Origin of the sequence: Pseudotamlana agarivorans, from assembly GCF_001642835.1 — a bacterium.
Classification (GTDB): Bacteria; Bacteroidota; Bacteroidia; order Flavobacteriales; family Flavobacteriaceae; genus Pseudotamlana; species Pseudotamlana agarivorans.
Map to the genome: position 1 here is coordinate 233,118 of NZ_LXEI01000008.1, position 25,362 is coordinate 258,479.

Below are 25,362 nucleotides of genomic sequence, written 5' to 3' on the forward strand. Positions count from 1 at the left end.
TTCTGAGACTTTATTACTTTGAAACTCTGACTTTTTGTTACTAACAGCTCTAGTCTACAGGTAAGAACATTTCCTGTATCTATTTAATAAACAGGCTTTTATATTTATCTCGCTTAAAAGTCACTCTTTTTCATTTAAACTTATCAAAAATAATAATGTTTATATCAAAACATTTTACTTACTTTGTATTTCAAAGTACTTTAATATGGAATCAAAAGATTATCTAAAAAACATAAGTGAGATTAAAGACTTAATGAATAAGTCATCTCGCTTTATTTCACTAAGTGGTTTATCAGGTATCATGGCTGGTATTTACGCTTTAATTGGTGGCGCCATCGCATATTGGTTAGTTGACAATTCAGGAAATGACTATTTAATTCTTGATGGGAGAATATTTACTTTGGCCATGCTCGATTTATTCTTAATTGCTTTTTTTAGTATCATTACAGGAATTTATCTTACTACAAAAAAAGCAAAAAGAAACGGTGCAAAAATCTGGGATAATACCTCAAAAAGATTAGTCATAAACTTTATAATTCCATTATTAGCAGGCGGACTTTATATTTTAATTATTTTAGGGCAAGGAAAATACGGGCATACCGGTGCACTCATGCTAATTTTTTATGGTTTAGCGCTAATTAATGCCTCAAAATATAGTATTGGAAATATTAGATATTTAGGTTTTACCGAAATCATTTTAGGGCTAATCGCAGCATTACTGCCCGGTTACGGTTTCTGGTTGTGGATTTTAGGTTTTGGAGTAGCCCATATAATTTACGGCACATGGATGCATTTTAAATATGATAAAAATTGATTTCATCTAAAACCCAAAACACGAAACCTAGCAGTAAACACCCTAGCTTCTCAGACTGAAAACATAAAAATGAGCATTATAACCAACATAAATAAAGTATTCGATCATAGAATTAGATTGGGCATCATGTCAATTTTAATGGTGAATGAGTATGCCGATTTTAATATGCTGAAAGAATTATTAGAAGCCACAGATGGTAATCTTGCAAGTCACACGAAAGCTTTAGAAAAAGCAGATTATATCAAAGTGGAAAAACAATTTATTGGTAGAAAGCCAAACACCCGCTATTCTACCACCGAACTAGGCAGTATGGCTTTTAAAAAACATATTGAAGCGCTTGAAAAATTAATAAATAAACAATAACAAAAAAATTTATCAACTTACTTTGAATTTCAAAGTACTTTACATTTTGCAATTATGAAAACACCCGAAAACACATCTCAAAACAACAAATTTGGAAATTGGTTAAAATATTCAGCTACTACAAGAATGCTTATGGTAGGCTTCCTTGTTATAATTCTATTAATTCCCCTATCGTATATCAAAAATTTAATAGAAGAAAGAGCCTATAGACAAAAAGATGTGGTTAATGAAATTAACGAAAAATGGGGAAACAACGTTTTGGTGTACGGTCCTATTCTAAAAATCCCATATAAGAGTTACACGGAAACTAAAACATACAATAACATAACAAAGACCTACTTAAAAGAAACACAAACCCATATAAAACATGCTTATATTTTCCCTGAAAAACTTAATACTTCCGTTAACGTAAATTCAAAAACATTAAATCGAGGCAATTTCGAATCGGCAGTTTTTACGTCAAAAATGGACTTTACAGGACATTATACACCAATTAATTTAGAGTCCAAAGGCATTAAGCCCGAAGATATAATTTGGAATAAAGCCTCTGTAATTATTGAAACCTCCAACTTAAAAGGCATTAAAAGCGAAATACAATTAAAATTTAATAACAAAACCTACAACTTTGAAACCAATCTAAACGAAAGAAAAAACACCGATTTAGACGTTTTAGAATCGAATTATATAAATCAAGAAAATTATTTACAGAATAACAATACAGAATTTAGTTTTTCAATAACTTTTAATGGTAGTAAACAAATACAACTCATTCCTATTGGAAAAACAACACAAATGCAAATGGTTTCCAACTGGGCCGACCCCAGTTTTATAGGTAACTACCTCCCTAACGATGAAACCAAACAAATTTCTAAAGATGGATTTAAGGCAGACTGGAAGGTACTTCATATAAACCGAGCATTTTCACAACAGCATTTAAAAAACATCCCAAATTTAAAACAATTTGCCTTTGGCACTAAATTTATGGTTATGGTTGATGAATATCAAAAAAGTGAACGCTCTGCTAAATATGGTTTTCTGGTTATTGGGCTTACCTTTTTGATATTCTTTTTAATACAAACCTTAAGCAAAATAAATATACACCCCTTTCAATATTTAATGATAGGAGTTGCACTAACCATGTTCTACACATTATTAGTCTCCATATCAGAACACAGCAACTTTTTAAAGGCCTACCTTATCGCAGGCACTTCAGTAATCGTACTCATCACGTTATATGCTAAATCCATTTTAAAAACATATAAGTTTCCACTGTTCATAAGTCTAAGTTTAGCCGCATTATACACCTTTATATATGTTATCATTCAGTTAGAAAACTACGCGTTACTTGTAGGAAGCATTGGTCTATTCCTAATTTTAGCAAGTGTTATGTTCGTTTCAAGACGTATTGATTGGAATAACGGATAATCAATTTGGGCGTTACCCCCGAGAAAAATCGGGGGTCATGCTTTCCGCTATATCTTTCTTGTGCCGAACTTGTTTCAGTATCACATCAAATAAGTGACCAAGATCTAAGTTCGAAATAATTTAAAATTTTAAACTAAGCACAAAAAAGGATGCCGCTACAATCATTAACGCAAACAGTAACTCCCAATGAAAAACCTCATATACTTAGGAAAAGTCACAGCTGTTTTAAGCTTTATCATAGGGACAACAATACTTTCCTTGTTCCTATATTTTGACCATTCGAACCTCATAGAAGACATCGGATTTCAATATGTTTTAATAGCCACATCATTCAACTTAATGGTATTTATTATAAACCTGATAGCAATAATAGCAAATAATAAACACCGTGTAGAATTATTAAAAACATGTGGAATTATGCTTCTAAATATTCCAATCGCATGCTATTACATTTTCATTGTTATAACCATTAAATATTAAAAAAAACTACTTATTCTCATGGCATTTAGCCTTAATAAAACATATATCATAATCACCATACTCCTATTTTTAATAGAAGTAGGAATCGCAACCTTTATAAAAACAGGATTTATACGCTACACGTTTGGCGACTATCTAGTTGTTATATTACTGTATTACTTTTTCAAAAGTTTTATAAAGGGATATGAATTTAAAATAGCCTTTTCTGTATTAGTATTTGCATTTTTCATAGAATTCCTACAACTCATCAATATCTTACAAGTCTTTAATTTACAAGACAATCACATTATAAAAATCATATTAGGTAGTACATTTAATGCTTCCGATTTAGTTGCTTATACGCTAGGCATACTAACTGTTTTATGTATTGATTTTTGGGTTTAGTAGGTTTGTAAAAAACCTAAAAACAGTTTTTAGGCAGATTTAGGTAATTTTTTATAAAATCGATCTTAATCGTTTCTATTTTTGGCTTGAATTTTTCTAACAATGTTAGTAGCTGTATTACGCGGAAGAAAACGTGGCAAGATGGCTAAAAACTTATTAAAGCCTCCAGGAATGGCATAGCTTTTCCCTTGTAACATGGCTTTGTAACCATACTCGGCAACACTTTTAGCACAAGCCATATTAAATTTAATTTTATTATCGGTCGTATTCTCCGAAACGGTTTGCTGAAAAGACGTTTGTGTCGGACCAGGGCATACTGCGGTTACGGTAACCCCTGTGCCTTTTAATTCATTCGCGATGGCTTCAGAAAAAGACAGCATGTAACCTTTAGAAGCATAGTAAATAGACATTAATGGCCCAGGTTGAAAGGCTGCTAATGAGGACATGTTTAAAATTTTTCCCGAACCGCGTTTCACCATGCCTTCTAATACCAGTTTGGTTAAATGTGTGGCGGATAAAATATGCACATGTAGCATGGCCGATTCACGTTTCCAATCAGTTTCGGCAAAGGTTCCAAACAAACCAAAACCAGCGTTATTTATTAGCACATCTACAGGTTGGTAATCAATAGATTTCATAATGTCTTCCGCCACATTAGGAACGGCTAGGTCTTTTACTAGCGTGATGACCTCCACATTAAAATCCTGTAACAGATTGGTTTTGGCTAGCTCTAATGCTTCTGGATTCACATCAACCAATATGAGCTTATAGTGATCTTTTGCTAATAATAGGGTGAGTTCATATCCCAGTCCGGATGCTGCTCCGGTTACCAAAGCTGTTTTCATGCTTATTTTGTTCTATTTAGTAATCAATTATAGTTCGTTGTCATCTACAAAATCTTGCAGATAGGAAAATTTAGGCGTTAGTTTTCCGTTTTCGGTGATTTTTGCCCGCTGCAAAATACCATCTTTATCCTTATTAAAAAAGGCCGGTATGATTTCTTGTGAAAATACTTCTCCAAAGCCTCTACTGGCATCTTTCGGAATTTCACAAGGCAAATTACTTACCGCCATAACAGCAATAGCTTTTTGATCTCTATAATCGACTTCCTTTCCTGTTTCTGGATCGTAACCATAAATAGGATTATTGATGTTTGAAGCTCGAAGGGTTGTAGCCAAAGGTCCGTTAACATCGCAACTAATATCGGCTACAACTTTAATATTAAAATGGGGTGATTTTACATCAGCTTGGGTGTAAAATTTAGGAGCGCCTGCACTATAAAAATGCCCTGTAATTAATAAATCGGCCACCTGAGCAAATCGCATAAAATTGGACTTGTAGTCCTGTGGGTTTTTATAAAAATCAGCGTTCACAAAGGCCTTTCCTGATTTATGCATGTTATAGTCACCCACATGAACTTTGCAATACACTGGCTCATCAAAAGACCCGTTTAGAAATTCGGCAACAGAAACTGCTTTAATCCCCATAGTATCTAACATCATATGCACGCTTTTCGCGACGCGCCCATTACCGGTTACTAAAATTTTAATGCTAGGCAGTTTTAGTTTGCTGAGTTCTACTTGTAAAGCTGTGGTACTATTTAAATGTTGCGCTGTAGGTAATTCCCAACTGTTAAATTTCAACCCCCAGGTTCTAAATGCATTATAAGCGCCTACAATACCCGCGTATTTTCCAAATCCAATAAGGCGAACACCATGACGATCTACCAGCGTTTCATGATCGTAAAGTGTGATGTTTTTATCTAGAATGGCTTTTAATAGCTTTCGGTTATGAACTTGCTTTTTTATGGTATGCGAAAAAAACATATAGGTTTTATTAGGAAGAAGGGCTTCCACAGGCACTTCCTTGATACCGATGAAAACGTCACAGTCGGAAACATCGTTTGTTACCTCAAACCCTTCCTTTCTATAAGCATCATCGGGAAATGTGCGCTCGTTTGAAGCTTCAATTTTAAATTGTGCTTTTGGAAACCGACGTGTTACTTCCTTTAATTTTGAAGGCGAAAAAACCACTCTTGGGTCTGGCGGTGTGATACGTTCTTTGATAATGGCAAATTTCATAGATTTTGTTCTTAGGTGCTAGGGATCTGTTTTTGTAGCGTTGTAGTTACTAAGATACGAAGTTAGACTGTTAGAAAGTTACAAAGCCTTAAAGTTGCAACACAAAGATTCCCCGAACTTATATTAACGGTCTTCGAGCGGAGTCGAGAAGTTTTGTATAATCGAAGGTTAATGTTCTCGACTTCGCTCGAACACCTTGTATTTGAGTTAGAAAGCTTCGAAGTTGTGACACAGAGAATCACAGAGGGTACGCTGAGTTTCGCAGAGGTTTTGTTAGACCTCATGGAGATGCTTCACTTCGTTCTGCATGACAAGATTAGTAGTTCATTCAGAAAGAGGTACGACTGAAGAATCTGTTTTTTTCGCCAAATTTAATCTTAAATAAAATAGCTTAAACGCCTCCATAATATAATTTATAAAATGGTTCATGTGGACAACTAAGTATGGAGACTAAAGGCTGAATAACTTGTAAGTTTTATAAGTGTTTAAATTCTAAAAAAACCTTTTTCGAGGGAAATACAAATGCTCCTATTGAAGTTGAAACTTTTTTAATACCTTTGACGCCCGCGTTAAGGATTGGAGCGGCATCCTTTTTTATGCTTAGTTTAAAATTTTAAATGATTTCGAACTTAAATCTGAGTCACTTATTTGATGTGATACTGAAACAAGTTCAGCACAAAAAAGATATAGCGAAAAGCCTGACCCGATAGGGAAACGCCAAAAAAACGCATTCAAGCGAAACCGTTGTTTTCTAAAAAGTAATGTGAAGGTGATAGCTTTTTTAAGTTTTTCCGACAAACTTGATAAGTTCATCCGCATTAGTTTTAATGCATTTTTGAGTTAAAAATACGTTTCAGTTATAAATTACTTGCTAGCGCAAGCATATTGGGGTCGACTGGTTTTGACAGCGAGATTAATTGAACGGTAAGCACGTCGTGTAATGGCATTGAAACACGTAAAAGGCTAGACCAAATTTTAAACGGCGAGAATAACTACGCTTTAGCTGCATAATCTGAATTATAGTAAGATTGGCCTAGTCCCGCAAGGCGGGAAAGCTTTATGTCTCCGGAAAGCCTTGATTGACGGCGTTCCATTTTGAGGCATCGTAAATGTCAATATAGTTTAAGCAGTGCTTTGATGCTTTTACGAAACTAAAGAAGCTAAGTTATAAGTAGGTTGTCTTTAACCAGCTTATAATCGAAAAAACAAGAAAAGAATAAACGTGTAGAAAGCCCTTTGGTTACTTGTTTGGACGAGAGTTCGATTCTCTCCGACTCCACAATTTTAAACGCAATTACTTTATTTTTAAGTGGTTGCGTTTTTTATTATTAAACTTTGCGTTATTGTTGTATTGCGAAAAGGTTTAACTGTGTAACTGTTGATTTGTTTAATCGGGTAATCGCTCTTCTCCGATTTTACGCCCCACTAAAATAAAACATTAACCTATTTTTACTTTTTATTTTTCACTTCTAATATCTAAAATTTAACTTCTACCTTCCATGGCTAAATTGTTTAACTGTTGATTTGTTTAATCGGGTAATCGCGGAGACTCATTTTTATCCTCTACTATTATCCAATCCGCTGTAACTATCAACTAATTTCTCCTTCTAATATTTAATATTTAACTTTTAATATCTAATACTAAACTTTCACCTTTCATTGTTAATCCGGGTAATCGTTACGCTACATTTATAATAAAAACATTACTCCAATACATCAACCAAAAACAAACAACCAACTTCCCCTTCTAATATTTAACTTTTAACATCTAACTTTCATTGATAAATTGAACTAGATAAAAACTAAACAACATCACTTTATATGAAAAGCACAATTGTTGAGTTATTTCATAGTCACACTTAAGAACTACCAAATGCTAACGTTATCAAATCGTTAAACTATACAACTGTTAAATTAGGTTTATGACAATTTGTTGCTTTGACATCTAATTTCAATATCACATAGCATAACTATTGAAACTTCATTTTTTCATTTAAGTCACGGTTAACCTCAAAAATTGATAATATAACGAGTATTTTTTTAGGCATCTCACAAAAGTCATAAATTCGCAGTCATCTTTAACATCTAGTTAAAGTGATGTTAATAAAATTCCATAACTTTGGTATACAAATATTACATTATGAATTTGATATAAAATAAAATTTTTAATCCATTAATCCCTTAAACGTGAAAAAAATTAAACTTATTAGTATCATTTCTCTCTCCCTACTAATTATTGGCTCATCATTATCTGTATTATATGTTATCATGTGCTGCTAAAAACACAACTAACATTTAATTAGAGTACAATAATGAACTGGAAAGTCTTGTATGTTAAACCAAGAACCGAAAAGAAAGTCGCTACGGCGCTTTCTCGTCTTGGCATAACGGCCTACTGCCCTTCGGTAACTGAAATACGTCAGTGGTCCGATAGGAAGAAAAAAGTAGAAGTGCCGTTACTAAAATCCTATGTCCTTATTCAAGTAAAAGAAAGCGAACACGAATTGGTCTTTCAAGTTCCAGGTGTGGTACGCTATCTTTTTTGGTTGGGTAAACCAGCAGTGGTTAAGGATAGCGACATACAAGTTATGAAAGATTGGCTTAGCCATAAAAACACCCAAGCCCAAGTTGAAAGCATTCAACCCGGTGACCGGATAAAAATAAAAACAGGGCTTTTTGAAGGCAAAAAAGCACTTGTTCATGAAGTTAGCAACAATAGAATCCAATTATTACTTTTGGATTTAGATATGAAAATTACTTTTAATAGGAATTAAGCCTATTTTAAAGTATTTTTCGCCTTGAATACCAACCTTTGCTGTGACTCAGGAGGCGGAGCGGTGGAGTGAAGTGAAGGAATCACTGAAGAACAAAACATTAAAAAACGAACCTACAACACTGAAAACCTTATATTTACAACAACCCATATACATTTTTAACGCATTTGCCCACCTACTGTTTTAAAATGCGCTAATTATGATTTTTATTTATTCCCCAAATTAAAAGTTTACCCTTAACCTACTAAATTATTTATGAAATTATTAAAACTGGCCCTGCTCCTACCTTTCTTATGGTGCAACTTCGCGAATGCACAATCGTGCTGTGTCGTTAAAAGTGAAAATCCTCAATTTGAAAACAACTGGAGTTTTGGAATCGGACTTAATGTCGTTGATGATTCTGGAAATGCTGTAAAACACTTATTCGACATCAAAGAAAACAGACGTTATCATTGGGCTTTCGAAAACCCCATCACTTTAAGCGTAGAATATTACTGGCGCAATAACATTAGCTTTTTTTCAACCACATCCTTTAATCAATTTAAATCAGGAAAATCTATTGATGGGACCGTGGTAGGCCCTGAAAACCAGCCTAATTTTTTCGCGGTAGATATCGGAAGCAAATATTCCTTTAGAAAATTTATTAAATCGAAAGTATTCGACTTTTACGCTGGCGCTAGTTTAGGTTATACCACTATTGGTGATTATACCAATGACGTTACAGGATTACCTGTAGATCCTAAAAACCGTTTTACCATTAACCCAACAGCGGGACTAAATATTTGGATGACTAAAAACATAGCCCTTAACATGTCTGGATCTGCAAAATTCACCTACACTCCAGACACGAGTCATTATTTGCAGTATAACCTTGGGTTAGTTTATTTATTATCTAAAAGAAATTAATTATAATTTATTCTCTTTAACACAGCCATTGAACACATCGTTAAGTGAATTGCTGATAACTGATGGAATAAAACTGATGTCACACTGAGCCTGTCGAAGTGCTGCCGAAGTGGAATGAAATAAGATTGAACCTCATCCTCAAACTGTCCTTCGACAAGCTCAGGATGACAACTTCGACAAGCTCAGATGACAGCGTCAATAATTACAGAAAACAATACAACACACCCTATAACTCATCTAGGGTAATAACGTAAAAATTCAAACGTGAACTAAAAACATGAGTCAAAAAGTAGCATTTATTACGGGAGTAACTGGCCAAGACGGGGCCTATTTAAGTGAATTTTTATTAAAAAAAGGCTATATTGTACATGGTTTAAAACGTCGTTCATCTTTATTTAATACCGATAGAATTGATCATTTGTATCAAGATCCGCATATTGAAAATCGCAACTTCATTTTGCATTATGGTGATATGACCGATAGTACAAACCTTATTCGCTTAATTCAGGAAATTCAACCTGATGAAATCTACAATTTAGCAGCCATGAGTCACGTACATGTGTCTTTTGAAATGCCAGAATATACGGCAAATGCCGATGGCATTGGTACTTTAAGGTTATTAGATGCTATACGCTTGTTAGGCTTAGAAAAGAAAACACGTATTTATCAAGCCTCGACTTCCGAATTATACGGAAAAGTTCAAGAAGTACCGCAATCGGAAACCACGCCTTTCTACCCGCGTTCGCCTTATGCTGTAGCCAAAATGTATGCCTTCTGGATTACGGTGAACTATCGTGAAGCTTATGGCATTTATGCTTGTAACGGTATTTTATTTAACCATGAGTCTCCTATTCGAGGAGAAACTTTTGTAACTCGTAAAATTACACGCGCAACGTCAAGGATCGCCTTAGGAATGCAAGATAAATTTTACTTAGGAAACTTAGATGCTAAACGCGACTGGGGACACGCCAAAGATTATGTACGCATGATGTGGATGATCCTTCAAGCGGATGAAGCTGAAGATTGGGTGATTGCCACTGGAAAAACCACAACCGTTAGAGATTTTGTAAGATTAAGTTTTGCTGAAGTGGGTATCGAGTTAGAATTTAAAGGTGAAGGTGTTGATGAAAAAGCGTTTGTAAAATCATGTAACAACCCTGATTACCAATTAGAAATCGGTAAAGAGGTTTTAGCTGTAGACCCAAGATATTTTAGACCTACTGAAGTAGAACTCCTTATTGGTGATGCCTCTAAAGCCAACAAAAAACTAGGTTGGGAATGCCAGTATGACCTCGCTGACCTGGTAAAAGACATGATGAAAAGCGATTTACACCTTATGAAAAAAGACCAGTATTTAGCTGATGCTGATTATAGAACGTTGAATTATTATGAATAAAGGCTGTAGGCTGTAAGCTATAGGTAGAACACTTAAACATTGTATAAAACTAGCATAAAGCATACGGCATAGAGCATACGGCTTTGAGCATAAAGCTTAAAAAATGAACAAACAATCCAAAATATACATCGCCGGCCATCGAGGCATGGTAGGCTCAGCCATATGGCGTGCCTTAGAAGCCGAAGGGTACTCAAACCTTATCGGAAAAACCAGTAATGAACTTGATTTACGCAATCAACATGCAGTAAACGACTTTATAAGCACTGAAAAACCTGATGTTATCATCGATGCTGCAGCCAAAGTAGGTGGCATTTTAGCGAATAGTCAATACCAATTTGAATTCTTGCTTGAAAACATGCAAATTCAAAATAATTTAATTGATGCCGCTCACAAACAAAACGTTTCGAAATTTATTTTCTTAGGAAGCTCTTGCATTTACCCAAAACTTGCGCCTCAACCTTTAAAAGAAGATTATTTACTCACAGGCCCCTTAGAACCAACAAACGATGGTTATGCCATCGCTAAAATTTCTGGGGTTCGTTTGTGTAAAGCCATAAGAGACCAATACGGTAAAGACTTTGTAAGCCTTATGCCAACAAACCTTTACGGTCCCTACGATAATTTCGATTTAAAATCATCGCATGTTTTACCAGCGATGATTCGAAAATTTCACGAAGCAAAAAACGTCAATGGCCAAGAACCGTCAAAGGTCAACAGTAAACAGTCAACGGTCACTTTATGGGGAAGCGGCACACCCATGCGTGAATTTTTACATGTTAACGACTTAGCAAAAGCCGTAATTTATGCCGTAGAAAACAAATTACCAGAGCACTTATATAATGTAGGTACAGGCACCGATGTCACTATAAAAACCCTAGCCGAAACCATTCAAAAAATAGTTGGCCACCAAGGCCAAATCATTTGGGATACAAATAAACCAGATGGCACCCCTCGAAAACTTATGGATGTTTCTAAAATGAACAAGCTAGGTTGGAAAGCAGCAATTGGTTTAGAAAACGGTGTTAGAGATACCTATGAGTGGTTTTTGGCCAATGAAGATTCATTTAAAGAGGTGAAGATGTAAGCAATATGCTATGAGCTGTATGCCTTACCCTATATGCTAAATCACGTTTGTCACACTGAGTAATGTCACACTGAGCCTGTCGAAGTGCAGTCGAAGTGCGGTCGAAGTGCAGTCGCCCCCCTATTAGCTACGCTAGGTATCTTCGATAAAAACGATGTTTTCATCTCGATAGCCCTCAAGGGGACAATAACCAACGTAAAAATTGAAACTTTAGTTAAGAACATAAACAAACAATAGCAAACGGCCCTATGTCACACTGAGCTTGTCGAAGTGCAGTCGAAGTCTCAACAGTCTTCGGTCCTCCGTCTTCTGGCAACAGTCAACCATCAACAGCCAACAGTCAATAGTCAATAGTCAATAGTCAATAGTCAATAGTCAATAGTCAAAAATATTATGTCCGTAGAAACAACAAACACAACAGTAACAACCAACAACCAACAACCAACAACAACTAACCACAAAAAAATAAAATCAATCTGCTGTATTGGCGCAGGCTATGTAGGTGGGCCTACCATGGCGGTAATCGCACAAAAAAACCCAGATATTAAGGTAACGGTTGTTGATTTAAACGAGCAACGTATTGCCGATTGGAATGACGCCGATTTATCGAAACTCCCCATTTTCGAACCAGGTTTAGATCAGGTAGTTGAGGAAGCTCGTAGTAGAAACTTATTTTTCTCTACTAATGTGAACCAAGCCATCGATGAGGCCGATATGATTTTCATTTCAGTGAATACACCTACTAAAACCTATGGTTCAGGAAAAGGGATGGCGGCCGACTTAAAATATGTAGAACTTTGTGCCAGACAGATTGCTGAGGTCGCTACAACAGATAAAATCGTTGTTGAGAAATCTACCCTTCCTGTAAAAACAGCACAGGCTATTAAAAGTATTCTTGACAATACAGGTAATGGGGTAAAATTCCAAATTTTATCAAACCCTGAATTTTTAGCTGAAGGTACAGCGATGACGGATCTTGCGAACCCAGACCGTGTGCTTATTGGTGGCGATCAAACATCAGAAGGTAAAGCAGCCATTCAATCCTTAGTGGATGTGTATGGTGCTTGGGTGCCTCAAGCACAAATTATTACCACAAACTTATGGTCCTCAGAGTTATCAAAACTCGTGGCCAATGCCTTTTTAGCACAACGTGTCTCTTCAATTAATGCCATTTCAGAACTTTGTGAAGCTACCGAGGCCAATGTGGAAGAAGTAGCCAGAGCTATTGGTATGGATTCTCGAATCGGACCAAAATTTTTAAAAGCTTCCGTAGGGTTTGGTGGATCTTGTTTTCAAAAAGATATTCTAAATCTCGTTTATATTTCTAAATCATTAGGTTTAAACGAAGTGGCCGATTATTGGGAGCAAGTTATCATCATGAACAACCACCAACGTGATCGCTTCGCCAACAATATCGTATCCACTTTATACAATACCGTTTCGGGAAAGAAAATCGCCTTCTTAGGCTGGGCCTTTAAGAAAGATACTAACGATACGCGTGAGTCTGCAGCCATTTACGTAGCCGATCGCCTTATCGATGAACAAGCTCAAATTTGGGTGTACGACCCTAAAGTTTCTGCTAGACAGATGCAAGCAGATCTAAATTACCTGAACACTCGAACGGAAACAGAAAACGCCAAGTACCTACAAACTGAAACCAATCCGTACAAAGCCTTAGAAGGCGCTCACGCTATTGCCGTGTTAACCGAATGGGATGAGTTTAAATCTTACGACTGGCAAAAAATTTACGATAACATGAGTAAACCTGCCTTTGTTTTTGATGGCCGTAACGTGTTAGACCAAGAAGCCTTAGAGGCAATCGGATTTCAAGTGCAATCTATTGGTAGGTAAATGATGAAAGGAAAGACTATATTAGTTACTGGGGCTGCTGGTTTCATTGGATATCACCTATGTGAAAAACTTATTAGACTAGGTCATCATATTATAGGGTTAGATAATTTAAACGATTATTATGATGTTAATTTAAAACTATCAAGACTTAAAAATCTAGGGATTTTATCAAAAGACTTCCCTTATAATAGCACTATCATAAGTGCAATATATGGTAAACAGGTAAAATTCATTAAAATGAATTTAGAAGACGAAACTAACCTCCCACTTTTATTTAAGGAAAATAAAATTGACCTTGTTTGTAACCTTGCTGCACAAGCAGGTGTTAGATATAGCATTGAAAATCCTTCAACATATGTAAAAAGTAACATATTAGGGTTTTCAAATCTTCTAGAATGTATAAAAAACGCTCAAATTTCTAAAATCATATACGCTAGTAGCTCTAGTGTATATGGATTAAATGACAAAGTACCTTTTTCAACGAAAGACAACGTTGATCATCCCATAAGTATGTATGCAGCAACAAAAAAAAGTAATGAACTCATGGCGCATACTTATAGTCATTTATTCAACATAGAAACCATTGGGCTAAGGTTTTTCACAGTATACGGTCCTTGGGGAAGGCCTGACATGGCAATGTTTCTATTCACAAGTGCTATTTTAAATAACAAGCCAATAAAAGTTTTTAATGAAGGAAATCTTTATAGAGATTTTACTTACATAGACGACATTGTTGATGGTATTGTAGCTACACTTTTCAGCGATAAGCAAGAAAAAACGTCCTACTCCATATATAACATAGGAAATAGCCACCCTGTTAAGCTGATGGATTTTATTAGTGCCATAGAGGACCTAACTAATAAAACTGCTTTAAAAGAAATGAATCCCATGCAGCCAGGAGATGTTGTTAAAACATGGGCGGACACTACAGATTTATTTAATGATTATAATTATAAACCTAAAACAGATTTAGAAACAGGTGTCTTCAATTATATAAGTTGGTATAAATCATACTACAAAAACAGTTCATTTTAACTTTTTAAGAATCCAAAATAAAGGTGAATATAAAAAAAAGACATTTTTTTAAAGCCATAACCTGGCGTATCATCGGGACTATAGACACCATTTTACTGTCTTGGCTAATCTCTGGAGACCCCTTTATAGGCTTAAAAATTGGTGCTTTCGAGGTGGTTACCAAAATGCTTTTGTATTACCTGCATGAGCAAGTTTGGTTTAAAATTAACATCACCTCAAGTAAAAAGAGACACCTCATAAAAACCATAACCTGGCGTCTTGTAGGTACTTTAGATACCATGATATTAGCCTGGGTCATTACAGGAAATCCTTTAACAGGTTTAAGTATTGGTGCTGCAGAAGTCATTTCTAAAATGCTGTTATACTACCTACACGAACGGGCTTGGTATAAAATAGATTTTGGATTAGAAAAAAGAAAACGATTAACCGAATGGAAAAAAACATAACCAACCACGAATACAAAATATGTCGATTAGAGCGTCAAAAGCTCAATGGCCATAATTCCTTTTTAATATTCTTTACAGGGCTTTCAGGCTCAGGAAAATCAACTTTAGCAAACGCTTTAGAAGAACGCTTGAATTCTGAAAAAATCCACACCTATGTATTGGATGGTGACAATGTACGCCGTGGTATTAATCAAAATTTAGGATTTTCTCCCGAAGACCGTTCAGAAAACAACCGTCGTATTGGTGAAATTTCAAAGTTATTTATTGATGCTGGATTAGTGGTCTTGGCAGCGTTCGTGGCGCCTTATCAAAAAGACCGTCAATTCATAAAGGATACGGTAAGCCCTGAAAATTTTGTGGAAGTTTTCGTGAATACCAGCCTCGAAGTTTGTGAACAACGTGACGTTAAAGGGCTGTACAAAAAAGCTAGAGCAGGAGAAATTAAAAATATGACGGGCATTTCAGCGCCTTACGAGGCCCCATTAAATCCTGATGTGGAAGTTTCGCATCTAAATACCATCGAAGAATCGGTTGAAATCATTTATCAAGCTATTAAAAATAAATTAGAACTAAGAACACATGAGTAAGTACTATTTAAATTATCTAGATGAATTAGAGTCTGAAGCGATTTACGTGTTACGTGAAGTTTGGGCGCAATTCGAAAACCCTGTCATTTTATTTTCAGGAGGTAAAGATTCTATCTTAGTCACACACTTAGCTAAAAAAGCATTTTACCCAGCGAAGATCCCTTTCCCATTAATGCATGTGGATACCGGACATAACTTTCCAGAAACCATCCAATTTAGAGATGATATCATTAAAGATTTAGGTGCTACCCTTATCGTTGGGTCTGTTCAAGAATCGATAGATGATGGACGTGTTGCCGAAGAAAAAGGAAAAAATGCTACGCGGAATGCTTTACAAATTACAACACTTCTCGATGCTATTGAGGCCAATAAAATAGATTGTGCTATTGGTGGGGGGCGTCGTGATGAAGAGAAAGCCCGAGCTAAAGAACGTTTCTTTTCTCATAGAGACGATTTCGGACAGTGGGACCCTAAAAACCAACGCCCAGAACTATGGAACATCTTTAACGGGAAACATTTTGAAGGCGAACACTTTAGAGCCTTCCCTATTTCAAATTGGACCGAAATGGACGTTTGGAACTACATCAAAAGAGAAAACATCGCCATTCCATCACTTTACTATGCTCATGAACGCGAAGTGGTATGGAGACAAGACACCTGGATTCCAAATTCAGAGTTTTTAGTTCTTGAAGACCATGAAGAAATTGTAACTAAAAAAATCCGCTTCAGAACTTTGGGTGACATCACTATTACCGGTGGTATAGAATCAGATGCCGATACCTTAGAAAAAATTGCTGATGAAGTTGCTGGCATGCGACAAACAGAAAGAGGTAATAGAAGTGACGACAAACGTTCAGAATCCGCTATGGAAGACCGTAAGCGTCAGGGGTATTTTTAATTAAAGGCAATAGGCAGTAAGCTTTAGGCTGTAGGCTGTAAGCGGTAAGCAATAGGCAGTAAGGTAAAACTAAGTTTAAACTAGCATATAGCAATATGCAGTAGGCTGTAGGCAGAAAGCCGTAAGATTAAACACAGAACAAACCACGCGTAAAGCATTAAGCTGTAAGCAATAGGCAGTAAGCTAAAACACTGTACAACCAAGCATACAGCATAAAGCATTCAGCATAAAGCAATTAACTGTAAGCAGCATCCTCTAAGTTCAAACACCGTACAAACCTAGCATATAGCATACGGCATAAAGCATATAGCCGAAAGAATAAAACCACTTTGAGAAATTTTAAGAAGTATCATGTTTGGGAATTGAGTCATCAACTAACCTTAGAGGTTTATCGTTTAACTCAGGCTTTTCCTAATTCAGAAAAATATCAATTAATTTCTCAAATGCAACGTGCAGCCTACAGTATTCCTTCTAACTTTTGTGAAGGTTGCGGAAGAAAATCCGATAAGGAGTTTTCAAGGTTCATACAAATTTGTCTAGGCTCAGCGCACGAACTAGAATATTTTTTTATTCTAGTTAAAGATTTAAAATACATATCGGAAAATGACTGTCAAGGTTTTTCTGAAAAATTAAATATTATTAAAAGGAAATTATACACATTAGATAAGAGGCTGTAGGCAATAGGCTGTAAGCAGTATGTAGTAGGCTAAAAAACAGTATAAACTAGCATAAAGCTATAAGCAGTAAGCAATAGGCAGTAAGCTACAACACTCTACAGCCAAGCATATAGCTTACGGCATAAAGCTATAAGCAGTAAGCTAAAACATAGTATAAACTAGCATAAAGCTATAAGCAGTAAGCTAAAACATAGTATAAACTAGCATAAAGCTATAAGCAGTAAGCTAAAACAAAGTACAAACTAGCATATTGCATACAGCATAAAGCCTAAAGCATAAAGCATTAAAAAAATGATAAACAACAACCAACTCCTAAGATTCACAACAGCCGGAAGTGTAGACGATGGTAAAAGCACCTTAATTGGACGTCTACTATACGATTCGAAATCTATTTTCGAAGACCAATTAGAAGCTATAGAAACCACCAGTAAAAAGAAAGGTCATGAAGGTGTCGATTTAGCATTATTCACCGATGGTTTAAGAGACGAGCGTGAACAAGGGATTACCATCGACGTGGCTTACCGATATTTTACAACGCCTAAGCGTAAATTCATAATCGCCGATACTCCTGGACATATTCAATATACCAGAAATATGGTTACTGGTGCTTCTACAGCCAATGTGGCTACCATTCTTATCGATGCACGCCATGGTGTTATCGAACAAACCAAACGTCACGCTTTTATTGCTTCCTTATTACAAATACCACATGTAATTGTATGTATTAATAAAATGGATTTGGTTGATTTTTCAGAAGACGTTTTTAATAATATTGTAGCTCAATTTGAAGAAATTGCGTCTAAATTATTAGTGAAAGATGTACGTTTTATTCCTATGTGCGCCCTTTTAGGGGATAATGTAGTAAATAGATCAGAGAACATGCCGTGGTACCAAGGCGCACCAATGCTACACACCTTAGAAACCATGCATATTAGTAGTGATATAAATAAGGTCGATGGACGTTTTCCAGTACAAACCGTACTACGCCCACAAAATGACTCACATAGAGATTATCGTGGTTATGCAGGTCGTGTGGCTAGTGGGATTTTTAGACCGGGAGACGATGTTACCGTGATGCCTTCTGGTTTTACCTCTAAAATAGAAACAATCGACACCTTGGACGGTACACTTGATGAAGCTTTTGCGCCGATGTCCGTTTCTATAACCCTAGAAGACGATATCGATATTAGCCGTGGCGATATGATTGTACGTTCCAAAAACCAACCCGATGCATCTCAAGATATTGAAGTTATGCTATGTTGGTTACACAACGATGCAGCAAAACCAAGAGCAAAATACAGTATTAGACACACGTCTAACGATCAAAAGGCCATGATTAAGGAAATCATCTACAAAATTGATATCGAAACCTTAGATCGCATTACAGACGATAGCGCGCTTAAAATGAACGATATTTCCAAAGTTAAAATAAGAACCACAAAACCACTTATGGTAGATTCTTACAGAGAAAACAGGTCTACTGGAAGTTTTATTTTAGTTGATGATGCCACGAATGAAACCGTTGCTGCCGGGATGGTGATATAGTTAATGGTTAATGGTTGTTAGTTTTTAGTTAATGATCAACCATCTGTCATTCTGAAGGAGGAACGACTGAAGAATCTCAAAAAACGAACATGAGATTCCTCACTCCAATCGGAATGACAAATCAACGATAGTACGAACTATATTTAACTTGAAACCTTAAACTTGAAACTAAATTTTACACTCTACTTACCAGTTCAACGATTAAACAATTAAACGAATAAACCATTTCAACCTGTATGTCATTCAGAAGGAGGAACGACTGAAGAATCTCTAAACATGAACATGAGATTCCTCATTACAACCGGAATGACAAGTCACCAATAGTACGAACACTATTTAACTTGAAACCTTAAACTTGAAACAAAATACACCATTCGAAGTATCAGTTCAACAATTAAACCTCTCTTAAACTTGAAAAATCTAACAACCCTAGCCATAAAAGCCGCCCTAAAAGCCGGAGCCCGCATCATGGAAATTTACGAAAATGAAAATTTCGACGTCAATTTCAAAAGTGATGATTCCCCGCTAACCAAAGCCGATACCGAATCCCACAATATTATTGTTAAGGAATTAGAAACACTCACCTACCCGATTCTATCAGAAGAAGGCCAACACCTACCTTTCGAAGAACGAAAAAATTGGAACCAATTATGGATTGTAGACCCCATTGACGGCACTAAAGAATTCATCAAAAGAAACGGGGAATTTACAGTCAATATTGCTTTTGCAGAAAACCAGAAACCGACCATCGGTGTTATTTATGTGCCTGCGCTTAACACCTTGTATTTTGCCAATGCCGAAATTGGCGCCTATAAAGTGACTAACCCGTCTTTGGATTTTACTCTAGATGCATTAATTAGCTCAGCAGATAAACTCCCTATAGCACTAAAAAAGGAAAAATTTACCATAGTTGCTAGTCGTTCTCACCTGTCTCCTGAAACACAAGACTTCATAGATGACATGAAAGAAAAACATGGAGAGATTGAAACCATTTCTAAAGGCAGTAGTTTAAAATTATGCATGGTGGCCGAAGGCGTTGCCGATTGTTATCCGCGCTTTGCTCCTACCATGGAATGGGATACCGCAGCAGGAAATGCTATTTGCTTAGCAGCAGGATTTGACGTGATCGATCAAGGTACTGGTGAAAATATGCTGTATAACCGGAAGGAGTTGCTTAATGATTGGTTTTTGGTTAGTTAAAATACCTTTTTTATTTATAAAAAAATTATCTCTAATATTAAAAACGAAAATGCCTAACCCAAATCTAAATTTTGTCACTAGTTAAAACACTTACCCAGGGCGTAAAATGGACGGCTCTAGACTCCACTTGCAGTGCCATCATTCAATTGGTCAGGGTTTTTATTCTGACGAAGCTTTTATCGGCAAGTGATTTTGGCCTTATGGCTTTAGTTCTAATTGTTACTGGTTTTAGTCAAATGTTTGTAGATTTCGGTTTAAGTAACGCAATTATTTACAAGTCTAAAAATTCCAATGAGCAACTATCAACCCTTTATTGGATTAATGTGATGCTAGGTGTGTTTACCTGTTTCATTATTTTAATAATAAGCTACCCTATTGCCTCTTTTATTTTTAAAGAAGGTAGACTTAATTCGATATTAAGAATAGTCTCCTTTACCTTTGCTTTTAATGGTTTTGCTGTACAGTATAAAGCGCTTCTTTCTAAAAAACTGGAATTCAGAACCCTAGCCCAAATTAATATTATAACACCCTTAATTGGTTTTATCGTAACCATAATTTTGGCATACAAAGGATATGGGGTGTATTCTCTTGTCATTGGATATATGGTTGAAAATATGCTACGTGGAACTTTGTTTATCACTTATGGTATTAAGTACCATAAACCTCAATGGTACTTTAACATAAAAGAAGTAAACTCATATCTTCAATTTGGAGGATATCAGCTATCTGAAAGGATAATAACATATTTTAGACAACAAGGCGATAATGTACTCATAGGAACCTTTTTAAGTACTGAAACCTTAGGTTTCTACAACTTGGCTAAAATACTCGTTATGAAACCCGTTCAATTGATCCGTAGTGTTTTTAACAAAATGGCATTCCCTGTTTATAGTGCCATAAAAGATGATAAGCAACTAAAATTTATGGCGTTAACAGTAAATAAAATTGTGTATTTAGCTATCATACCAATTATGCTTTTACTTATTGCATTTCCAGACGTAGTTATATATCATTTTTATGGAGAAAAGTGGATGGAAAGTTTACCTTACTTACAAACCTTAGCCATCTTGTTCTCTATCCGTTTATTTAGAGCAACCTTCGGCCCTTTACTACTAGCTAGAGGTAAAGCCAAACAGTCATTTCTATTTAATCTATGGTTTTCTTTACTGGTATTTATGGCTTTAGCTTTTGGGTTACAGTTTTCGATATTACATGCCTTATATGGATTAATTCTTATGGAATTATTTGTTTTTCAAGCTATGAATTTTAAAATGATTTTAAAGCCTGTTTTAGATTTTGGTGCAAAGGATTATTTAAAAGCTGTACTTAGCAGTTTCCTACCCCTTTTTTTCTCTGCAATCATAACAACCATCACATACCAAGTATTTTCGAAAAAAACATCTTTATTAATAAATTTAGGAATTTACCTTAGCGGCCTATGTATTGGGATAGCTCTATTTTATATATTGAATAGGGAAAGTGTAAAAAACATTACAACCATGCTGTCGAAATTTAAAAAAGAAAAATAATTAATGATTTCATATTCTAAAATAAATTCTAAATTGTCTACTTCGTTTATTGGAATACAACTCCTAACGACCCTATACAACATTAGAAACACTTGTTTTAAACTAATTCGTTTTAATTTTAAAAAGAGTATCCCACTTCAACCTAAAAATCACATTAATAATAATACTCAGGTATTTTTTATTGTAGGCGCAGGCAGATCAGGAAATACTCTGCTGAGAGCCATTTTAGATACTAACGAAAATGTTGTAGTACCACCAGAGCTATATTCGTTTAAACATATAATCAAAACGGCTCTTAAAAACAGGTTTTTAACTTGGGAAAAATTATGTTGCAAAGTTGTAGATGTTTTTTTTAACACGCCCGATACTGATGTTTGGGAAATTGATAGAGCCAAATTGACAGCTGATTTACTTAGTTACAAAAAAGAACACCAAAATATAGCAAAATTAGCAATATGCTTTCATGAATATTATGCCAAAAATAGAAAAAAGACGGGAGCACTTATTGGAGATAAAACCCCTCTTAACTCTTATAATCTTTGGTGGATCCATAAGCTTTATCCTGAAGCCAAATATATTCACATGCATCGCGACGGTAGAGATGTGGTAATGTCTTATAAAAAATCTGGTTTATATAAAACTTATACTAATGCAGCACACAGGTGGAATAACAGTGTAAATAACGTTCATGCATTTGAGAGAAAGTTTAATATGACACCTAAAGTACATAAATGTGGTTACGAGGATTTAGTTTTAAACACAGAAACAGTGATTCAGAACGTTTGCAAGTTTTTACAAGTTCCTTTTAATACTAAGATGATTACCTCCTATCAAAAACAATTTAAATCTATGGGGGATACAACTAAGTTTTCACATCATAGCAACGTTCAAAAATCTGTATTTACCTCTTCTATTGGTAAATGGCAAAAAATGGATAAAGAAAAATTAGAACAAATAACCCCTATAATGGAAAAAAATCTCAAGAAATTATCTTACTGAAAATAATTAATAAAAATGAATATTATTTCCGAAAAATTACAATCAATAGAAATACATCAGCATAAAAGTAGTGATGTTGTAATTGTAGCCTTTGGTGGAATAAAAAACAACATAGGAATACCTATATTCGAATTCTTTAATATGATGAAGAATAAACCATGTACAAAAATTTTTGTAAGGGATATAAAACAATCATGGTATCATAAAGGTATTGATACTGCAAAAGACATTCTTGAAACAAAATCACTGTTAAAGGAATTAATAACATCAATAGAGTCGGAAAATAAAAAAGTGATATTCATAGGAAATTCTGCAGGGGGATATGCAGCAATAATATTTGGTGTGCTTTTAAGTGTTGACAGAGTACTGGCTTTCGCTCCCCAAACATTTTTAGGCAAATGGAAACGATTAATATTAAGAGAAAAACGATGGATATCTGCTACAAAATCTTTAGCTTACCACAACAATAACCCTAAATATTTTTTTGATTTAGCTCAATTCTTTAAAAAAGTGCCTATTAATAATACTAAAGTAGAAATCTTTTATGCCACAGATAGTGTTATGGATATGAAACATTATTCCAATATTCGTAAACAACCTTTAACTTTTCATTTATATCCAAAAGGAAAGCATAATTTAATCAAGAAATTAAAAGAAGAAGGCGTTTTAAAAAACATCCTTGATAATATCTAATCTCATAAATTTACAATTAGTCTTCTCTAAAATTAAAGAAAGAAAACCTTGACCATGAAAATAGGATATTTTAATAATACGAATATTAGAATTTCAGAGACCTTTGTTTATGACTTGCTAAAAGGAATTTTCGAAAAACATGAAGACATTATCTACTTTTCTGGAGAACAAGAACAAGTTCTAATTGATTTTAATATAAAATCAAAAAATGTAGGGTTCAATCATGAGAATGCCTTTTTAAATCTTCTTCAAAAGATTTCATTAAAACTTCCTAGTTTTAAAAGTATATATCACACTAGAAAGGTAAAATCTATCAATAGAAAGTTAACATTAGCCAAAGCACAATTAGTAAATGTTGCTTATGTAGATTATGCCACCAATGGTATATTACTCATGGATTTTTTTAAAAAACATGAAATCCCTTTTATTGTACATGTTCATGGCCACGATATCACCTCAAAAATGCGTGACCCTTATTATAAAAAACAATTTCAAGAATTAACCTCATCATGTGCTTATTTTGTAGTGGCCAGTCATGCTATGAAACGTTTATTAATTTTAAACGGATGTCCAGATGATAAAATAAAAGTGATAAGGCTTGGTGTTGATTCAGAAAGTATAACTCCAATGAGTTGGGAGGAAAAATTTAAAAACCATACAGCAATTGTGTCTTTAGGAAGGTTAACTCCCAAAAAAAATCCCATTGCATCACTATATGCCTTTAAGTTAGTAAATAATGAAATCCCTGAATCAACATATACCATTATAGGGGAAGGAGAGTTAAAGCCACAACTCATAAAAAAAATTAAAGAATTAAACTTAGAGAATAAAGTACAGCTTCTAGGGGCCCTACCTAGGCACGAAGCTTTTAAAGCATTACAAAACAAAAGTGTATTTATACAGCACAGCGTAACAGCCTTAACTGGAGACCAAGAAGGTTTTGCTATTAGCTTGGCGGAAGCTCAAATGTTTAAAATTCCTGTGGTATCCACTATACACAATGGAATCACCGAAAATGTCATTAATAATAAAACAGGGTTTCTTGTTCAAGAATACGATTATGAAGCTATGGCACAAAAAATCATATTGCTATTAAAAAACAAAACAATGTGTCAAAAATTTGGTGAAGCTGGTAGACAACACATTTTAAGTCTGTGTAATACAGATAATCGTGTAAACAGCATATTGAATTTACTATTGGAGTTAAATAAAAAACAAATATCTAAACAATAAAAAATATTATGCCCGACAACAAATGGATATCAAAATTCCCAGAGCAACTTCCTGATTTCATTATTGCTGGTGGAATGAAATGTGCGACTACAACCATGCACGCGATTTTAGACAAACATCCAGATGTATTTATACCTAAGGGAGAGCTTCACATGTTTGATATAGATGATATTTTTGAACATTCAGATTTTAACTATTATAATCATGAAAAAGATAGGTGGTACTCGGCGACACGTAATTTCAACGAAAACTGGGAAGCATACCATACAAAATTTAAAGGTAATGAGTCGAAAATAAAAGGAGAAGATTCAACATCTTATTTACCTTCTAAAGATGCTTTTAGAAGAATTTCTTTGCAAAAGAAAACTATTAAAGTTATCGTAATGCTAAGAAACCCCACGTCTAGGGCTTATTCTAATTACCACCATTTACTTAAAAGTGGTAGAGCACTATATTCCTTTGAAGACACTATACAATACCTACCCTATACGGTTTTGCATAAAAGTATGTATAAGCAGCAATTAGAAAACTTGTATAAATACATACCTAAGACTGAAGTTAAAATTGTAATTTTTGAAGATTTTATAAAAAACCCAAAAGATGGTATGAAAGAAATTTCTAATTTTTTAAACATTGATTTTACAAAGTTTAAAGAAGAAGACTTTAATACTCATGCAAACAAAGGAAATATTCCAAGAAATGTACATCTTAAATATATATTTAGCAGGAACTTTAGAGGTTTTGGCAACAAACTTTATTTTAATAAAACATTAGATTTTAAACCTAAAAAAGACAGTTTTTATAAACGTTTAATGTTTGTAACTCATAATTTATTAAACCCAATAAAGGAAGGTAAACCAGAAAAAATAAAAATATCAACTAAAGTTTTTTTAGATGAATATTTTTTAAAGGAATTAGAAGGCCTTGATGAATTAATAGAGATGCCAGTTTTAAATAAATGG

At 34.7% G+C, this 25,362-nt stretch carries 24 protein-coding genes and 1 other RNA gene; 23 read left to right on the forward strand and 2 right to left on the reverse strand.

Annotated elements, in window-relative coordinates; all coding sequences use genetic code 11:
* Positions 1–205 precede the first annotated feature (205 nt).
* The 5 genes from A6I66_RS10485 to A6I66_RS10500 all read left to right on the forward strand — a co-directional run bounded on the left by A6I66_RS10485 (position 206) and on the right by A6I66_RS10500 (position 3,466).
* Positions 206–814: a hypothetical protein gene (locus tag A6I66_RS10485; protein WP_067148878.1), complete on the forward strand. Its 609-nt coding sequence runs from the start codon at positions 206–208 to the stop codon at positions 812–814.
* A 69-nt stretch (positions 815–883) separates the two neighbouring features.
* Positions 884–1,177 (forward strand): winged helix-turn-helix domain-containing protein, encoded by a 294-nt coding sequence (locus tag A6I66_RS10490; RefSeq protein ID WP_067148881.1) that lies wholly within the window; start codon positions 884–886, stop codon positions 1,175–1,177.
* Positions 1,178–1,231: 54 nt separating this feature from the next.
* Positions 1,232–2,602: a cell envelope integrity protein CreD gene (creD, locus tag A6I66_RS10495; RefSeq protein ID WP_067148884.1), complete on the forward strand. Its 1,371-nt coding sequence runs from the start codon at positions 1,232–1,234 to the stop codon at positions 2,600–2,602.
* Positions 2,603–2,788: 186 nt separating this feature from the next.
* Positions 2,789–3,082 carry a hypothetical protein gene (locus tag A6I66_RS16670; RefSeq protein WP_157614181.1) on the forward strand — a complete coding sequence of 98 codons (294 nt, stop codon included), beginning with the start codon at positions 2,789–2,791 and terminating at the stop codon, positions 3,080–3,082.
* Between the two features lie 18 nt (positions 3,083–3,100).
* Positions 3,101–3,466 (forward strand): ribosomal maturation YjgA family protein, encoded by a 366-nt coding sequence (locus A6I66_RS10500; protein WP_067148887.1) that lies wholly within the window; start codon positions 3,101–3,103, stop codon positions 3,464–3,466.
* 65 nt (positions 3,467–3,531) lie between these two features.
* Here the strand turns inward: A6I66_RS10500 and A6I66_RS10505 are convergent, their stop codons facing one another.
* Both A6I66_RS10505 and A6I66_RS10510 read right to left on the reverse strand, forming a co-directional pair.
* Complete coding sequence (locus A6I66_RS10505) at positions 3,532–4,311, reverse strand: SDR family NAD(P)-dependent oxidoreductase (protein ID WP_067148890.1); 780 nt, start codon at positions 4,309–4,311, stop codon at positions 3,532–3,534.
* 27 nt (positions 4,312–4,338) lie between these two features.
* Positions 4,339–5,547: an NAD(P)-dependent oxidoreductase gene (locus A6I66_RS10510; protein WP_067148893.1), complete on the reverse strand. Its 1,209-nt coding sequence runs from the start codon at positions 5,545–5,547 to the stop codon at positions 4,339–4,341.
* Between the two features lie 887 nt (positions 5,548–6,434).
* Between A6I66_RS10510 and ssrA the strand changes: the two genes are divergently transcribed.
* From ssrA to A6I66_RS10600, 18 genes are all read left to right on the forward strand, one after another.
* Positions 6,435–6,829: a transfer-messenger RNA gene (gene ssrA, locus A6I66_RS10515) on the forward strand.
* A gap of 1,030 nt (positions 6,830–7,859) precedes the next feature.
* Positions 7,860–8,321, forward strand: a complete 462-nt coding sequence (locus A6I66_RS10520) for a UpxY family transcription antiterminator (RefSeq protein ID WP_067148896.1) — start codon at positions 7,860–7,862, stop codon at positions 8,319–8,321.
* Between the two features lie 255 nt (positions 8,322–8,576).
* On the forward strand, positions 8,577–9,227 hold the full coding sequence (locus A6I66_RS10525; RefSeq protein WP_067148899.1) for a hypothetical protein: 651 nt from the start codon (positions 8,577–8,579) through the stop codon (positions 9,225–9,227).
* A 277-nt stretch (positions 9,228–9,504) separates the two neighbouring features.
* Entirely contained in the window at positions 9,505–10,623 is a 1,119-nt protein-coding gene (gene gmd / locus A6I66_RS10530; RefSeq protein ID WP_067148902.1) for a GDP-mannose 4,6-dehydratase, read from the forward strand.
* 103 nt (positions 10,624–10,726) lie between these two features.
* Positions 10,727–11,707: a GDP-L-fucose synthase family protein gene (locus tag A6I66_RS10535; RefSeq protein WP_067148905.1), complete on the forward strand. Its 981-nt coding sequence runs from the start codon at positions 10,727–10,729 to the stop codon at positions 11,705–11,707.
* Positions 11,708–12,100: 393 nt separating this feature from the next.
* On the forward strand, positions 12,101–13,558 hold the full coding sequence (locus A6I66_RS10540) for a UDP-glucose 6-dehydrogenase (protein WP_084399621.1): 1,458 nt from the start codon (positions 12,101–12,103) through the stop codon (positions 13,556–13,558).
* Complete coding sequence (locus A6I66_RS10545; RefSeq protein WP_067148907.1) at positions 13,559–14,593, forward strand: NAD-dependent epimerase/dehydratase family protein; 1,035 nt, start codon at positions 13,559–13,561, stop codon at positions 14,591–14,593. It abuts the gene before it with no gap.
* A 23-nt stretch (positions 14,594–14,616) separates the two neighbouring features.
* The gene (locus A6I66_RS10550) at positions 14,617–15,039 is read left to right on the forward strand and encodes a DUF2061 domain-containing protein (RefSeq protein ID WP_394331375.1); all 423 of its coding nucleotides are present in this window, start codon (positions 14,617–14,619) and stop codon (positions 15,037–15,039) included.
* On the forward strand, positions 15,024–15,626 hold the full coding sequence (cysC, locus tag A6I66_RS10555) for an adenylyl-sulfate kinase (RefSeq protein ID WP_067148913.1): 603 nt from the start codon (positions 15,024–15,026) through the stop codon (positions 15,624–15,626). The genes A6I66_RS10550 and cysC overlap by 16 nt, the downstream gene beginning before the upstream one ends.
* A complete protein-coding gene (cysD, locus tag A6I66_RS10560; RefSeq protein ID WP_067148916.1) occupies positions 15,619–16,524 on the forward strand; it encodes a sulfate adenylyltransferase subunit CysD in 906 nt (301 codons plus the stop codon). The genes cysC and cysD overlap by 8 nt, the downstream gene beginning before the upstream one ends.
* A gap of 329 nt (positions 16,525–16,853) precedes the next feature.
* Complete coding sequence (locus A6I66_RS10565; protein WP_067148919.1) at positions 16,854–17,201, forward strand: four helix bundle protein; 348 nt, start codon at positions 16,854–16,856, stop codon at positions 17,199–17,201.
* 291 nt (positions 17,202–17,492) lie between these two features.
* Complete coding sequence (locus A6I66_RS10570) at positions 17,493–18,746, forward strand: sulfate adenylyltransferase subunit 1 (protein WP_067148921.1); 1,254 nt, start codon at positions 17,493–17,495, stop codon at positions 18,744–18,746.
* A gap of 411 nt (positions 18,747–19,157) precedes the next feature.
* Positions 19,158–19,946, forward strand: a complete 789-nt coding sequence (gene cysQ, locus A6I66_RS10575; RefSeq protein ID WP_067148923.1) for a 3'(2'),5'-bisphosphate nucleotidase CysQ — start codon at positions 19,158–19,160, stop codon at positions 19,944–19,946.
* A gap of 71 nt (positions 19,947–20,017) precedes the next feature.
* A complete protein-coding gene (locus tag A6I66_RS10580) occupies positions 20,018–21,475 on the forward strand; it encodes an MOP flippase family protein (protein WP_169815723.1) in 1,458 nt (485 codons plus the stop codon).
* Between the two features lie 3 nt (positions 21,476–21,478).
* Complete coding sequence (locus A6I66_RS10585; protein ID WP_067148929.1) at positions 21,479–22,474, forward strand: sulfotransferase family protein; 996 nt, start codon at positions 21,479–21,481, stop codon at positions 22,472–22,474.
* A 15-nt stretch (positions 22,475–22,489) separates the two neighbouring features.
* Positions 22,490–23,167 carry a hypothetical protein gene (locus tag A6I66_RS10590; protein ID WP_067148932.1) on the forward strand — a complete coding sequence of 226 codons (678 nt, stop codon included), beginning with the start codon at positions 22,490–22,492 and terminating at the stop codon, positions 23,165–23,167.
* 54 nt (positions 23,168–23,221) lie between these two features.
* Complete coding sequence (locus A6I66_RS10595) at positions 23,222–24,400, forward strand: glycosyltransferase (protein WP_067148935.1); 1,179 nt, start codon at positions 23,222–23,224, stop codon at positions 24,398–24,400.
* Positions 24,401–24,408: 8 nt separating this feature from the next.
* Positions 24,409–25,362, forward strand: a 954-nt coding sequence (locus A6I66_RS10600; RefSeq protein ID WP_067148938.1) for a sulfotransferase family protein, incomplete at its 3' end; no start/stop codon positions are given.

Bases quoted from the DNA above. Each gene is read 5' to 3' on its own strand.
- A6I66_RS10500 (WP_067148887.1), top strand. From the start codon at position 3,101: ATGGCATTTAGCCTTAATAAAACATATATCATAATCACCATACTCCTA.
- cysD (WP_067148916.1), top strand. From the start codon at position 15,619: ATGAGTAAGTACTATTTAAATTATCTAGATGAATTAGAGTCTGAAGCG.
- cysC (WP_067148913.1), top strand. From the start codon at position 15,024: ATGGAAAAAAACATAACCAACCACGAATACAAAATATGTCGATTAGAG.
- A6I66_RS10545 (WP_067148907.1), top strand. From the start codon at position 13,559: ATGATGAAAGGAAAGACTATATTAGTTACTGGGGCTGCTGGTTTCATT.
- A6I66_RS10485 (WP_067148878.1), top strand. From the start codon at position 206: ATGGAATCAAAAGATTATCTAAAAAACATAAGTGAGATTAAAGACTTA.
- A6I66_RS10535 (WP_067148905.1), top strand. From the start codon at position 10,727: ATGAACAAACAATCCAAAATATACATCGCCGGCCATCGAGGCATGGTA.
- A6I66_RS10505 (WP_067148890.1), bottom strand. From the start codon at position 4,311: ATGAAAACAGCTTTGGTAACCGGAGCAGCATCCGGACTGGGATATGAA.
- A6I66_RS10540 (WP_084399621.1), top strand. From the start codon at position 12,101: ATGTCCGTAGAAACAACAAACACAACAGTAACAACCAACAACCAACAA.
- A6I66_RS10520 (WP_067148896.1), top strand. From the start codon at position 7,860: ATGAACTGGAAAGTCTTGTATGTTAAACCAAGAACCGAAAAGAAAGTC.
- gmd (WP_067148902.1), top strand. From the start codon at position 9,505: ATGAGTCAAAAAGTAGCATTTATTACGGGAGTAACTGGCCAAGACGGG.
- A6I66_RS10490 (WP_067148881.1), top strand. From the start codon at position 884: ATGAGCATTATAACCAACATAAATAAAGTATTCGATCATAGAATTAGA.
- A6I66_RS10595 (WP_067148935.1), top strand. From the start codon at position 23,222: ATGAAAATAGGATATTTTAATAATACGAATATTAGAATTTCAGAGACC.
- A6I66_RS10525 (WP_067148899.1), top strand. From the start codon at position 8,577: ATGAAATTATTAAAACTGGCCCTGCTCCTACCTTTCTTATGGTGCAAC.
- A6I66_RS10585 (WP_067148929.1), top strand. From the start codon at position 21,479: ATGATTTCATATTCTAAAATAAATTCTAAATTGTCTACTTCGTTTATT.
- A6I66_RS10510 (WP_067148893.1), bottom strand. From the start codon at position 5,547: ATGAAATTTGCCATTATCAAAGAACGTATCACACCGCCAGACCCAAGA.
- A6I66_RS10570 (WP_067148921.1), top strand. From the start codon at position 17,493: ATGATAAACAACAACCAACTCCTAAGATTCACAACAGCCGGAAGTGTA.
- creD (WP_067148884.1), top strand. From the start codon at position 1,232: ATGAAAACACCCGAAAACACATCTCAAAACAACAAATTTGGAAATTGG.
- A6I66_RS16670 (WP_157614181.1), top strand. From the start codon at position 2,789: ATGAAAAACCTCATATACTTAGGAAAAGTCACAGCTGTTTTAAGCTTT.
- A6I66_RS10590 (WP_067148932.1), top strand. From the start codon at position 22,490: ATGAATATTATTTCCGAAAAATTACAATCAATAGAAATACATCAGCAT.